This window comes from Paraburkholderia sediminicola, from assembly GCF_046026675.1.
GTDB lineage: Bacteria > Pseudomonadota > Gammaproteobacteria > Burkholderiales > Burkholderiaceae > Paraburkholderia > Paraburkholderia sediminicola_F.
Genome location: NZ_JAQQEY010000002.1, coordinates 3,099,024 through 3,111,333 on the forward strand (window position 1 = coordinate 3,099,024; position 12,310 = coordinate 3,111,333).

10 protein-coding genes are annotated in these 12,310 nt (G+C 60.5%); 1 reads left to right on the forward strand and 9 read right to left on the reverse strand.

All coding sequences use genetic code 11. The features are described 5' to 3' along the window. Positions 1-598: 598 nt before the first annotated feature. Positions 599-2,824, forward strand: a complete 2,226-nt coding sequence (locus tag PQQ86_RS33565) for a hypothetical protein (protein WP_408277051.1) — start codon at positions 599-601, stop codon at positions 2,822-2,824. A 236-nt stretch (positions 2,825-3,060) separates the two neighbouring features. Here PQQ86_RS33565 and PQQ86_RS33570 read toward each other — a convergent pair whose 3' ends face one another. The 9 genes from PQQ86_RS33570 to PQQ86_RS33610 form a co-directional block, all read right to left on the reverse strand. Next, positions 3,061-3,477 carry a universal stress protein gene (locus PQQ86_RS33570; protein WP_408277054.1) on the reverse strand — a complete coding sequence of 139 codons (417 nt, stop codon included), beginning with the start codon at positions 3,475-3,477 and terminating at the stop codon, positions 3,061-3,063. Positions 3,478-3,599: 122 nt separating this feature from the next. Further along, a complete protein-coding gene (locus tag PQQ86_RS33575) occupies positions 3,600-3,911 on the reverse strand; it encodes a hypothetical protein (protein ID WP_236078053.1) in 312 nt (103 codons plus the stop codon). A 228-nt stretch (positions 3,912-4,139) separates the two neighbouring features. After that, positions 4,140-4,838, reverse strand: a complete 699-nt coding sequence (locus PQQ86_RS33580; protein ID WP_408277057.1) for a response regulator — start codon at positions 4,836-4,838, stop codon at positions 4,140-4,142. A gap of 8 nt (positions 4,839-4,846) precedes the next feature. Then, positions 4,847-5,428 carry a potassium-transporting ATPase subunit KdpC gene (gene kdpC / locus PQQ86_RS33585; RefSeq protein WP_408277059.1) on the reverse strand — a complete coding sequence of 194 codons (582 nt, stop codon included), beginning with the start codon at positions 5,426-5,428 and terminating at the stop codon, positions 4,847-4,849. Positions 5,429-5,446: 18 nt separating this feature from the next. Beyond that, positions 5,447-7,510 (reverse strand): potassium-transporting ATPase subunit KdpB, encoded by a 2,064-nt coding sequence (kdpB, locus tag PQQ86_RS33590; protein WP_408279421.1) that lies wholly within the window; start codon positions 7,508-7,510, stop codon positions 5,447-5,449. Between the two features lie 85 nt (positions 7,511-7,595). Then, on the reverse strand, positions 7,596-9,404 hold the full coding sequence (kdpA, locus tag PQQ86_RS33595) for a potassium-transporting ATPase subunit KdpA (protein ID WP_408277062.1): 1,809 nt from the start codon (positions 9,402-9,404) through the stop codon (positions 7,596-7,598). Next, entirely contained in the window at positions 9,401-9,496 is a 96-nt protein-coding gene (gene kdpF, locus PQQ86_RS33600; RefSeq protein ID WP_028193906.1) for a K(+)-transporting ATPase subunit F, read from the reverse strand. Before kdpF ends, kdpA begins: the two co-directional genes overlap by 4 nt. A gap of 328 nt (positions 9,497-9,824) precedes the next feature. Further along, complete coding sequence (locus tag PQQ86_RS33605; protein ID WP_408277064.1) at positions 9,825-10,835, reverse strand: O-fucosyltransferase family protein; 1,011 nt, start codon at positions 10,833-10,835, stop codon at positions 9,825-9,827. Positions 10,836-11,014: 179 nt separating this feature from the next. Then, entirely contained in the window at positions 11,015-12,310 is a 1,296-nt protein-coding gene (locus PQQ86_RS33610; protein ID WP_408277067.1) for a multicopper oxidase domain-containing protein, read from the reverse strand.

Here is a 12,310-nt window from a genome sequence, read left to right on the forward strand (position 1 = left end):
TTAAAACAAGGGTGCAAGTCGATTTTGCTGGAAAGAGCTTTTTGTTGTCCGTTACTGGACTGCCAAATCGCCTTAACTAAAGCTCGTTGTCTTCGCTCCCCAGCAGTGATCACGCCTCGGACTGCCTCGACGCATTCAATTGACGCGCGGGCATCTCCGACGACATCTATTCGCGGAGTCCGAAATGAAACGCGCGCTTCTGATGCTTGCGCCGGTCGGCGGGATGCTGGTTGGCGCTGCCCATGCGCAAAGCTCGTTGACGATCAGCGGAACAACGTACACGTACTGTGCGGCCGAGGGTCAATTCTGTTCCTTCACCGGCACGGCGAATGTCGTCTACGGCACCACGTCGCCTGCGCTTCAATACGATATCAATGGCCCGTTCACGGGCGGCGTGCAGTGCTCGACGGGAGCGGTGTCGAGTACGGATCCTGCGTTCGGGTATGGGAAGAGTTGCTGGTACAAAAGCACTTCGGCGCCCACGCCGACTCCTACTCCTACTCCGACTCCAACGCCCACCCCTGCTCCGACTCCGAGTCCCTCTGGTGCGTGGACGCAGTGCGCTGTCGAAAACGCGCGCTGCTCGTTCAGCGGCAAGATGACCGTGCTTTATGGCGCGAGCACGACTGCCAATAACGTGAGCAAAGTTTTCACCAATGGCGTGACTTGCAGCAATACGGCTTTTGGTACCGACCCGGCGTACGGCGTTTCGAAGTTCTGCTGGATTCCGAAGACGCCTACACCTGCGCCAACACCGACTCCAACGCCAACGCCGACTCCGACTCCGACGCCAACACCAACACCAACACCAACACCAACACCAACACCAACACCAACACCAACACCAACACCAACACCAACACCAACACCAACACCAACACCAACACCAACACCAACACCAACACCAACACCAACGCCAACACCAACACCAACGCCAACACCGACTCCGACTCCGACGCCAACGCCAACGCCAACGCCAACACCAACACCAACACCAACACCAACACCAACACCAACACCAACGCCGACGCCTACGCCTACGCCGACACCAGCAGCCGCTATCGCCTGCGCAGCACCGACGTCAGCAGCCGGAGGCACTGCCAACGGCCTCATCGTCTCGGACACGCCAAGCAGCAACGGCACACGCCTCTTCAATCAAGGCAGCAGTTTCCAGGTGTCGTTCGTCACCGCGGCGACATCAGCGGACACCGTTGTCTGGTCGATGCAGGATCAACTGGGCAACATCAAGGGCAGCGGTTCGTTTGCCGTTGCGAGCGGAACGCGGACTAGCACGCTGTCGTGCCAGAGCAGCGCGGCGGGTTACTTCGCGATCACGGCAACGCTGTCGCACTCCGGCGGCACGCTGCCGCAATCCGGCACGCGTCCAACCGGCATCGCCACGTTCGGTATCTTGCCGAACTTGTCCAGCACGATCCCTGCAGTTAGCTATGCACATCAGGAACAGCACCGCTTCGGCATGCAGGGCTTCAACGACAATGGCCCGATGCTCGCAGCGCTCGGCATCTCGCAAACGATCGACGACCGTGAGCTGTCCGCCATGGAGCCCAATGCGGCGAATACGTGGACGCCCTCCTTATCGGATCTCGATCCGTTCTACACGAACGGCAAGATCATGCGGCTCATCAGACTGGACGGCATTCCCGCATGGGCGAGTCCGACGGGCGCGTTTCAGGATGACACCAACGCGCCGAGCAACGAAACCTACTACCAGAGCTATATGGCGCGCGTGGGCACCGACAGCGTTGCTATCCGTCAGCAGTATTTTCCCAATCAGCAATACAACTATTACCAGGTGACGTGGGAGCCTCAATGGGTCGATTCGACCGCCAATTTCGTCGCGATGTATGCGGCCGTCTATAAAGGCTTGCATTCGACTGATCCGAACGCGGTCGTGATGGGCACGACCAACGTCTTTCCCGCCAACTGCTCGACGCAATGTACGCAGGGATATCTCGCCACCTACGCATCGCTAGGGCTCGGCAATTACATCGACGGTGTGACGACACACGGCTATTACAACGCCGGCACGTTCGCGGCGCATCCGCCCGAACAATACGATACCGATCCGAATCCCGCGAATGTCGCGAACGCCCTCGATCAGCAGATGAGGTCGCTGCGTTCGCAAATGCAGATGGTCAAGCCGAACATGCGTCTGTGGATGACCGAGCTCGGCATCACCTATGACTCCGGCGCCGCTTATGGGGCGAGCTATCCGCCGGCCAACCAGCTGTACGGGCAGGCCGCCGTCGCATTGCGCGCGCATCTGATCATTCTCGGCGAAGGTGCACAGGTCACCTACTTCTTCTACGGCTCGGACTATCCTGCTGACGTGGGCATCGGCACGTTCTTCGATCTCGCTGATCCGCAGGGGCAATATGGCGCGACGAACTTGAGTCCCAAACCAGAAGCGCTCGCGTTCGCCGCACTGACGCGCGTCCTGGATGGCACGCAAACGCTCGGACGCCTCAATGGGCTTCCTTCGATGGTGTATGGCTACGCATTCCAGCAACTGAACTCGGGCGCAGTGATCGCGGCGCTCTGGACGCACAACAATTCGAACTGGCCGACGTCATCGGGTACCTACAGTTCGACCTATAGCACCCCCTATGCATTGACCGTGAACTCGACCGGCACGAACGGCACCGTAAGCGTCATCGACATGATGGGCAATGTAAGCTCGGTGAGCTACACGAACGGCGTCGCGAATCTCACGCTGACCGAGTCGCCGATTTACGTGGTGCTGGCGAACGCCAATGCGATCCAGGGCAAGTACACGGCACCTGTGGGCTATACAGGACAATAATTACGCTTTGGAGAAAGCACGCCCATTTTCCTTTCGATATCCTGACTACATCTGTCCCCGGGCATAGTCCACCGCTATTCTGCTCGTGGGCAAACACCGCGGCGCCAGCAAACTGATTTTCAAACGGGTGAATATCCTGACGCGGTGGCTTCACAATCACACACCGCTGGAAATCCAGACACGTCTGCACCAGCATGGCGAGCAGATGGTGCTGCCGCCGATGAACGTGGGATGACTCAGTGAACCATCGTTACCGGGGTAACGGTGCGCCTTGACAGCGACGCGAACATGGCCAGTCTTCTAAAGAAACCCATATGGCTCGCGTCGATCACCATGACGTCGGGCTGGGTCGTTGCCGCATAGTCGGTGATCGCTTTCGTACGGTGGCCGAATACCCGCTTCCAGTGGTACGGCACACCAGCTTCTTCGAGAATCGTGCGAGCATCGATCAGCGCCTTGAGCATGGCATGTTTTTCCATCCGCACCAGTGAGCTCCGGGTGTGGAAGGCTGCAGCGCGTCCCTGATCGACAGGCTCGAGTACTTCCAGCAATTCGACTTCGGTTACACCGCGCTCCAGAAACATGAACGCCGCATAGCGCGCGGCTTCTATCGCTCCGCCGTGGTCGAGAACAGGGATCAGCATTCGTATCATCGAGAACTCCTGGCGGGTACTTTGTACTTTGAGCTTAGCGAAAGCGGCATTAATGTCGTGTAAAAAAACTGCTGTTTTTGCAGCATGCGCGCACGCAAATTACATAGCGACGGAAAGCATCTTCACGATGCCTGTATCGCGGCAGGGTTCAGCTCAATATGCAAAATCACCAGCCACCGTTTCGGACAATCCTCGGCAATTTGCAGCTCCTGCTTCCTGTCACCGGCCGTCTTCACAAAACCTTTCTCACGCGCGAAGCCGAATGCGCGCCGTGCATCGGATTGCAGCCATAGCGTCAGCAGCCCGCATGTCACGCAACTGAACAGCCAGATCGTTTCATGCGGCAGCGTGGCATCGAGTTGCTGTGCGACGTACGTAAAAATAGTTGTGAGAACCTGATTGGTGACGAAGGCGATGGCGACGACCTTGCACATCCCCCTGAATATCATGGCGGGTCTTGAGGGCGTCATGGCAGGTCAAAACCCGGTGCGGAAAACAACCGAGCCTCCACGGCCACGTTGCCCTTTGATTGTTTGACTGCCATACACCCTCCAGCAAAACCCAGATTTTTCTTGCGGCGAAACGCCAGACTCGAACTATACGGAGCACACCGTAAAGGCCGAGAATCGATTGCCGCCGGCGATATAAAAATCCTATGAAAATCACCGCACGCCGACCAGCCGGTAGCCCACGCCGGCCTCAGTGACGATATGTTCAGGATGTGCCGGATCGCGCTCGAGCTTGTGGCGCAGATGCCCCATGTAGATGCGCAGGTAGTGGTGGTTGTCGGTCTGCAGGGGACCCCATACCTCGCCGAGCAGTTGCTCATGCGTCAATACGCGCCCAGGGTGGCGCACCAGTGCGGAGAGCAGGCGATATTCGGTGGGGCTGAGATGGACGATCCGGCTGCCGCGCACAACCCTGCGCTCGCCGAGATCGATTGTGACGAGGCCGAACTGAACCTGAGGCACGCCGACCCTGTCGCCGTTGGCCTGCCGGCGCAAATGCGCTCTGATCCGCGCGCTAAGCTCGGGCAAGCCGAATGGTTTGGTGAGGTAATCGTCGGCGCCGGCATCGAGCGCGGCAACCTTGTCTTCTTCGCGGCTTCGCGCCGACAGGACGATCACCGGCATCGCAGACCAGCCGCGCAACTCGCGGATCACCTCGATGCCGTCCATGTCCGGCAAACTCAGATCGATGATGACGAGATCCGCCAGCCGCGTCGCCGCCTGCGCCAGGCCTTGTGCGCCGGTCTGCGCATCGAAAACGCTCATGCCGGCCGCTTCGAGGCTTGTATGAATAAAGCGGCGGATGGCTTTGTCAGCGTCGATCACAACGACTGTTACGGTGGGATCGCTCATCCGCGGGCTCAATGCATCGGCTTGAGGTCATCCAAAGCCAGGTTGAGCTTCAGCACGTTCACGCGTGCCTCGCCGAAAATGCCGAACTGCCGCCCCGACGTATTGCGCGAAACAAGATTGTTCACCTGATCGACCGGCAGGCCGCGAACCTGCGCCACGCGCGCCACCTGATAGGCGGCGGCGGCCGGACTGATTTCCGGGTCAAGGCCGCTGCCAGACGACGTCACGAGATCCACCGGCACCGGTTGCGACATGTCGTTACCTGTCGCCTTCAACGCATCGAGACGGCCTTTGATTTCGTCAGCGAGCGCGGGATTGGTCGGGCCAAGGTTCGAACCACCCGAGTTCTGTGCGTTGTAGGGCTGGGGCGAGGTAGCCGACAGGCGTCCCCAGAAATAGTACGGCGCATCGAACTGCTGACCGATCAGTGCGGAGCCGGCCACCTTGCCGTCCTTCTCGAGCAGACTGCCGTTCGCTTGCGCCGCGAAGGCTGCATGACCGATTGCGGTCACAACGATCGGATAGATCACCCCGGTGATCACCGTCATCAGGATGAACAGAACAAGTACCGGGCGAATCAGCGTTTTCATGATGTTCACTCTATTGGATCAGACCCAGCCGAACACGTTCAGCACCATATCGATCAGCTTGATGAACGGGAACGGCAGCAGAATGCCGCCCAGCCCGTAGATCAGCAGATTGCGGCGCAGCAGCGACGCCGCGCCGAGCGGCCGGTACTTCACGCCCTTGAGTGCAAGCGGAATCAGCGCCACGATAATCAGTGCATTGAAAATCACCGCCGAGAGAATGGCCGATGACGGCGAGCTCAGATGCATCACGTCGAGCACACGCAATTGCGGATAAGTCGTCGCGAACGCAGCCGGGATGATCGCGAAGTATTTGGCGACGTCATTCGCAATCGAGAACGTGGTGAGCGAGCCGCGTGTCATCAGCATCTGCTTGCCGATCTCGACGATCTCGATCAGCTTGGTCGGATTCGAATCGAGATCGACCATGTTGCCGGCTTCCTTCGCCGCCTGCGTGCCGGTGTTCATCGCCACCGCCACGTCCGCCTGCGCGAGCGCAGGGGCGTCGTTGGTGCCGTCGCCGGTCATCGCCACCAGCCGGCCTTCAGCCTGGTGCGAACGGATCGTGGCGAGCTTGGCCTCAGGCGTCACCTCGGCGAGGAAGTCGTCCACGCCGGCCTCGGCCGCGATCGCTGCCGCGGTCAGGCGGTTGTCGCCCGTCACCATGATGGTCTTGATGCCCATCTTGCGCAGTTCGGCGAAGCGCTCCTTGATGCCGCCCTTGACGATGTCCTTCAACTCGATCACGCCCATGCAGCGTGCGCCGCTCTCGCCGCGCACTTGCTGCGCGACGACCAGCGGCGTACTGCCGCGCCGTGCGATTTCCGTCACCGCAGCCGTCAGCTCCGCGGGGAAACTGCCGCCGTGGGCCTCGACGTAGTGTTTGATCGCCTCGGATGCGCCCTTGCGAATCTCACGGTCGGGCAGATCGACACCGCTCATGCGCGACTGTGCGCTAAAGGCGAGGAAGGTCGCCTGCAATGCGTGCATATCGCGTTCGCGGATATTGAAGCGCTGCTTCGCCAGCACGACGATGCTGCGCCCTTCCGGTGTTTCGTCCGCGAGTGAAGACAACTGCGCGGCGTCAGCGAGCTGTTCCTCCGTGACGCCCGGCGCCGGCGTGAAAGCCGAAGCCTGGCGATTGCCGAGCGTGATCGTGCCGGTCTTGTCGAGCAGCAATACGTCGACGTCGCCCGCAGCTTCGACAGCACGGCCCGAGGTGGCGATCACGTTTGCCTGCATCATCCGGCTCATACCCGCTACGCCGATCGCCGAAAGCAGACCGCCGATGGTGGTCGGAATCAGGCACACCAGCAGCGCGACCAGCGCGGTAATCGTGACCACGTGACCCGCTTTCGCGGCCTCGACCGAGAACATCGAGAACGGCAGCAGCGTCGCGGTAGCGAACAGCAGCACGAGCGTCAACGCGACCAGCAGAATCGTCAGCGCAATCTCATTCGGCGTCTTCTGACGCTTCGCGCCTTCCACCATCGCGATCATCCGGTCGAGGAAGGCCTCGCCCGGATTCACGCTGACCCGTACGACGATCCAGTCCGACAGCACACGCGTGCCGCCCGTCACCGACGAAAAATCGCCGCCCGACTCGCGGATCACCGGCGCGGACTCGCCCGTGATCGCCGACTCGTCGACCGACGCGACACCTTCGATCACTTCGCCGTCCGCCGGAATCACGTCGCCGGTTTCCACCAGCACGACGTCGCCCTTGCGCAGATCGGTGGCGGTTGTGATGCGAATCGGTGACTTGGGGTGCGCCTCCTGCAGCTTCTTCGCCATCACGTCGCGCTTCGCACCACGCAGCGAAGCCGCTTGCGCTTTCGAGCGTCCCTCGGCCAGCGCCTCCGCAAAGTTGGCGAACAGCACGGTAAACCACAGCCAGAGCGCGATCGCCAGAATGAAACCCGCAGGCGCCTCGGCCTGGCCGGCGAGCGCGGCGCCCCACAGAATGGTCGTCAGAATGCTGCCGATGTATACGCAGAACATCACCGGGTTGCGCAATTGATGGCGTGGCGCGAGCTTCCTGAACGAATCGACGAGCGCCGGCCGGGCAATCGACGGGTCGAACATCGAGCGCGCGGCGTTGCGCGCCTGACCGATGTTGCCCGGCTGATGAACCGGTGGTTGGAGTCCGTTAGTCATGCTGTCCTCTCAGTCAATGTCCCGCGACCATGATCAGATGTTCAACGACCGGGCCGAGCGCCAGTGCAGGCACGTACGTCAGGGCGCCGACCAGCACCACGGTGCCGAGCAGCAGCACGACGAACAGTGGGCCGTGTGTCGGCAGCGTGCCGGCGGTCGCGGAGATGCGTTTCTTTGCGGCTAGCGATCCGGCGATCGCCAGCACCGGCACAATCGACCCGAAGCGGCCGAACCACATGGCGATGGCCAGCGTGCTGTTGTAGAACGGCGTATTGACCGAGAGGCCCGCGAAAGCGCTGCCGTTGTTATTGGCGGCCGAACTGTAGGCGTACAGAATCTCGGAGAATCCGTGCGGCCCGGGATTGGAGACGCCCGCCACGCCGGCCGCCGTCAGCACGCCGATCGACGCACCAACCAGCACGAGCAGCGGCGTGAGCAGCACGGCAATGGACACCATCTTCATCTCGTACGACTCGATCTTCTTGCCGATGTATTCCGGTGTTCGCCCGATCATCAGGCCGGCCACGAACACCGCGAGCAAGGCGAACACGAGCATGCCGTACAGGCCCGAGCCAACGCCGCCGAAGATCACCTCACCGAGTTCGATCAGCAGGAGCGGAACAAAGCCGCCCATCGGCGTCAACGAATCGTGCGTGTTGAGAACGGCGCCACACGAGGCGGCGGTGGTCGCCACGGTGAAGATGCCGGACTGCGCGATGCCGAAGCGGGCTTCCTTGCCTTCCATGTTGCCGCCGGTTTGCGCGGTCGACGCCGTTTGATCGACATGCAACGATGCATACAACGGATTGCCGTTCTGCTCAGACGAAATCTCGCCCCAACAGGCGACCGCGAACGCGATCGTCATCGCGGCAAGCACCGCATAGCCCTGGCGCTTGTCGCCCACCATCCGGCCGAACACCAGGCACAACGCAGCCGGGATAACGAGCATCGCTATCATCTGAACGAAGTTGGCGAACGGCGTCGGGTTTTCGTATGGGTGCGCGGAATTGGCGTTGAAAAAGCCGCCGCCGTTGGTGCCGAGCATCTTGATCGCTTCCTGCGACGCAACCGGCCCCATGGCGATGGTCTGCTTGTCGGCCTTGTTGTCCACCATCACCGGATTGCCCTTGGCGTCCTTGACGGGATTGCCCTGGGCATCGGTCTTCGGCGTTTGATAGGTCGTCACCTGCAGCGTCGGCACGTCTTCATACGACTTGAAGTTCTGAAGCACCCCTTGACTGATCAGGACGAGCGCGATGACCGTCGCGAGCGGCGCGAGGATATACAGCGTGATACGCGTGAGATCGACCCAGAAATTGCCGATCGTCGACGCCGTATGGCGTGCGAAACCGCGAATCAGCGCGATCACGACAGCAATGCCGGTGGCAGCTGAGAAGAAGTTTTGCACCGTCAGCGCGGCCATCTGCGTCAGATAGCTGACAGTCGATTCCGGCGTGTAGTCCTGCCAGTTCGTGTTGGTCACGAAGCTGACCGCCGTGTTGAAGGCGGCGTCGGGCGTCATCGGTCCGAAGCCCTGCGGATTCGCAGGCAACCATTGCTGCAAACGCAGAAATCCATACACCGCGAGCACACCGAGCGTGTTGAAGACCAGCACGGCCAGCGCGTAGTGCTTCCATGACATTTCGGCGCTGGGGTCGACCCCGGCGAGCTTGTAGAGCGCGGTTTCGATCGGCCGCCCTATCCGGCGCACGACGACCGAAGAACCGTCCACCACACCGGTCATGTAACGGCTGAGCGGGATGGCGAGCGCAATCAGCACGACGATGTACAGGCCGGGCTGAAACAGGTTATTGAAGTTCATTCGAGAGCCTCCGCGCGTAGCAAGGCATACACGAGGTAAGCGAACAGAATCAGCGTCGAGGCCGCCGCGAGCCAGGTCATCCAGGTGGTCATGGACGGCCTCCGGGCGCGCGGTGAAGCTTGTCACAGCCAATCACGAAGGCCGCGACGAGGCCGCTGAATGCAATGATTGCGATGAGGTAAAGCAGATCCATGGTCCGGTCTCCCACAGGGGACTCCTGCACCGTGAAATTTAGGAAAATCCGCGTAAACGCAGCGTTAATACTTCGCGGAGTTTCGTAAAAACGATGGGCGTGGTGCGGGAGAGCGCCGGGCTAGCGCGGCGGTATGGTCTTGCTGGGAGAGTTTCGGGCTTTCGTCCTACTTGCCTGAAAACGGCTGGCGCTTAAGTGGCTTAAGCGGCCTAAGCGACTTAAATGGCTTAAGCCGCCTTGGCCGCCTTACTCGCTTGAACCGCATGCACCGCCTGAGCGGCTTGAGCGGCTTCACGCGTAGCCTGTTCGATCCAGAGCCGGCTATCGGGAAACCAGAACGCGTCCGGACGCGGCGGCGAGACGAGCTTCACCGGAAGGGAGGGATTGAATATCTTCGACCATGCGGAGAGATAGGACGGCGTCTTCACGAGGAACCCGCAATTGGCCAGAAGCAGGCAGGACACCAGCGCTTCGCGGCCGATTTCGAGTCCCGGATAACCGCTGAAGTGAACGGGCGTGCTGCCGCAGGCGAGATGTTTTGCCGGTGCGACCCTGACCGGCTTACTGAATGGCCACGCGACAAAAAAATCGATAAACGCCCGTTCGTCGCTCGAGACAAAAATATTGGTCAAGTGCGGGTTTTCCGCGAGCGTGGCTTCCACCTGCCGGCAAAAGCTTCCCCATGAAACCGGGACGGCTTCCTGCGCCTTGTCGGTCCCTCTGAAATGCGCACCAAGGGTCGACGTGCCGAGCCCTAGCTTCTGGCAGATCGCGTCGACTTCTTCGCCGATATGCGCGGCCGGACGATAGTGCGCGAAGAAGAGCTCGCTTGCACTCCTGAGGCGAAGCCGGGCTTCATAACGCTGACGAAAGCCCAGTTGGACCAGGTCGCGCACTGTCGACGTTCTGATCTTATGAGTGATCGCGGCTCCGGAGGTGGAGTGCACGGACTCGAAGAATGCCGAGAACCAGTCCAGTTTTCCTTCGGCATCACCATACAGCCCGCCGCGTGCGCTAATGCACGGGGTGAGGCATTTTTCGTCGCAATACATCAGAATAAACAGGACCATCTGCATCACGGAGAAAAACCCGGAGTTCTCCTGAATCTCGATGGAAAAGATGCCCCTGTTCAAACGCTGTGTAGCATGAAGCGAAATCCGGCGCGGCATGGCCACGGAATGCTTGAATCCCTCGCTACGTCGGATCTGTTTCGCCCGATCGAAGACTTTTCTCAACATGCCCGACTCCTAATTAATTAGGTATTTTTTAAAATGGCACGGCCTGTTTGCTGCGAAGGAAGGGACGGTTGAGCATAACATCTCAAAAGTTTGGCCACGTAAAGTTTGGCTCCTCTTGGTGAGCTAGCGTACAAAGGATCGGTAAGGTTTTCCCTGGATGGGCGCGCCGCACTGCCGGCTCAATTCTCCGGTATCTCGCCGGTGTACTCATAGGCCACCGTCCCCTTGGGATGCCTGAACCACTCCGGGTCGCGATAGTCGTTGCGCCCCAATCCCTCCCGTACTTTCACGACCGTGAACATGCCGCCCATCTCCAGCGCGCCGAACGGCCCCGCGCCGGTCATCATCGGCAGCGTGTTGTCGGGCAGCGGCATTTCCATCCCGCCCATCGAGCCGCCCGTGCTGCCCATCGCCATGTAATCGGGCACCAGCTTGTTGATGCGTTGCGCGAGGTCTTTCTGCGGCACACCGATCAGGTTCGGTACCTGATGGCCCATCGCGTTCATGGTGTGATGGGACTTGTGGCAATGAAACGCCCAGTCGCCCGGACGGTTCGCTGTGAACTCGATGGCGCGCATCTGGCCAACGGCAACGTCCGCGGTCACCTCGGGCCAGCGGGCGGAAGGTGGAATCCATCCGCCGTCCGTCCCCACCACTTCGAAGTGATAGCCGTGCAGATGGATCGGATGATTGGTCATCGTCAGATTGCCGACGCGGATGCGCACACGATCGCCGGCGCGTACCGGCAAGGAGTCGATGCCTGGAAAGACGCGCGCATTCCACGTCCACATGTTGAAGTCGGTCATCTCATTCACGCGCGGCGTGAAACTGCCCGGGTCGATATCGTATGCGGACATGATGAATACGAAGTCGCGATCCACCTGCATGACGCCCGGGTCTTTCGGATGAACAATGAATGTACCCATCATGCCCATTGCCATCTGCACCATCTCGTCGGCGTGCGGGTGATACATGAAGGTGCCGTGTTTCTCCAGTTGAAACTCGTAGACAAAGGTCTTGCCCGGCGGAATGTGCGGCTGCGTGAGACCGCCGACGCCATCCATGCCGCACGGCAGGAGCATGCCGTGCCAGTGAACCGCGGTGTGCTCGGGCAGCTTGTTGGTCACGAAGATGCGCACCTTGTCGCCTTCAACGGCCTCGATGGTCGGCCCTGGCGCCTGGCCGTTATAGCCCCACAGGTTCGCGCTCATGCCCGGCGCCAGTTCGCGCACCACCGGCTCGGCAATCAGATGAAACTCTTTCCAGCCATTCTTCATACGCCACGGCAGCGACCAACCGTTCAACGTGGCGACGGGTGCATAAGGCCGACCGTTTGGAGGCGCAAGCGGTGCCTGCATCGCGGCCTTGGCCATCGTGGGCGCCTCAGGCAATGACGCGGCACCGGCCTTGCTGACGAGCGCCGCGCCCAACAACGCGGCTCCAGAGCCGCCCAGAAAATTTCGACGAGACACCAT

What these genes read in the sequence shown, in the direction of transcription:
- PQQ86_RS33565 (WP_408277051.1), top strand. Translation starts at nt 599, where the DNA reads ATGACCGTGCTTTATGGCGCGAGCACGACTGCCAATAACGTGAGCAAA.
- PQQ86_RS33570 (WP_408277054.1), bottom strand. Translation starts at nt 3,477, where the DNA reads ATGATACGAATGCTGATCCCTGTTCTCGACCACGGCGGAGCGATAGAA.
- PQQ86_RS33575 (WP_236078053.1), bottom strand. Translation starts at nt 3,911, where the DNA reads ATGTGCAAGGTCGTCGCCATCGCCTTCGTCACCAATCAGGTTCTCACA.
- PQQ86_RS33580 (WP_408277057.1), bottom strand. Translation starts at nt 4,838, where the DNA reads ATGAGCGATCCCACCGTAACAGTCGTTGTGATCGACGCTGACAAAGCC.
- kdpC (WP_408277059.1), bottom strand. Translation starts at nt 5,428, where the DNA reads ATGAAAACGCTGATTCGCCCGGTACTTGTTCTGTTCATCCTGATGACG.
- kdpB (WP_408279421.1), bottom strand. Translation starts at nt 7,510, where the DNA reads ATGTTCGACCCGTCGATTGCCCGGCCGGCGCTCGTCGATTCGTTCAGG.
- kdpA (WP_408277062.1), bottom strand. Translation starts at nt 9,404, where the DNA reads ATGAACTTCAATAACCTGTTTCAGCCCGGCCTGTACATCGTCGTGCTG.
- kdpF (WP_028193906.1), bottom strand. Translation starts at nt 9,496, where the DNA reads ATGACCACCTGGATGACCTGGCTCGCGGCGGCCTCGACGCTGATTCTG.
- PQQ86_RS33605 (WP_408277064.1), bottom strand. Translation starts at nt 10,835, where the DNA reads ATGTTGAGAAAAGTCTTCGATCGGGCGAAACAGATCCGACGTAGCGAG.
- PQQ86_RS33610 (WP_408277067.1), bottom strand. Translation starts at nt 12,310, where the DNA reads ATGGTGTCTCGTCGAAATTTTCTGGGCGGCTCTGGAGCCGCGTTGTTG.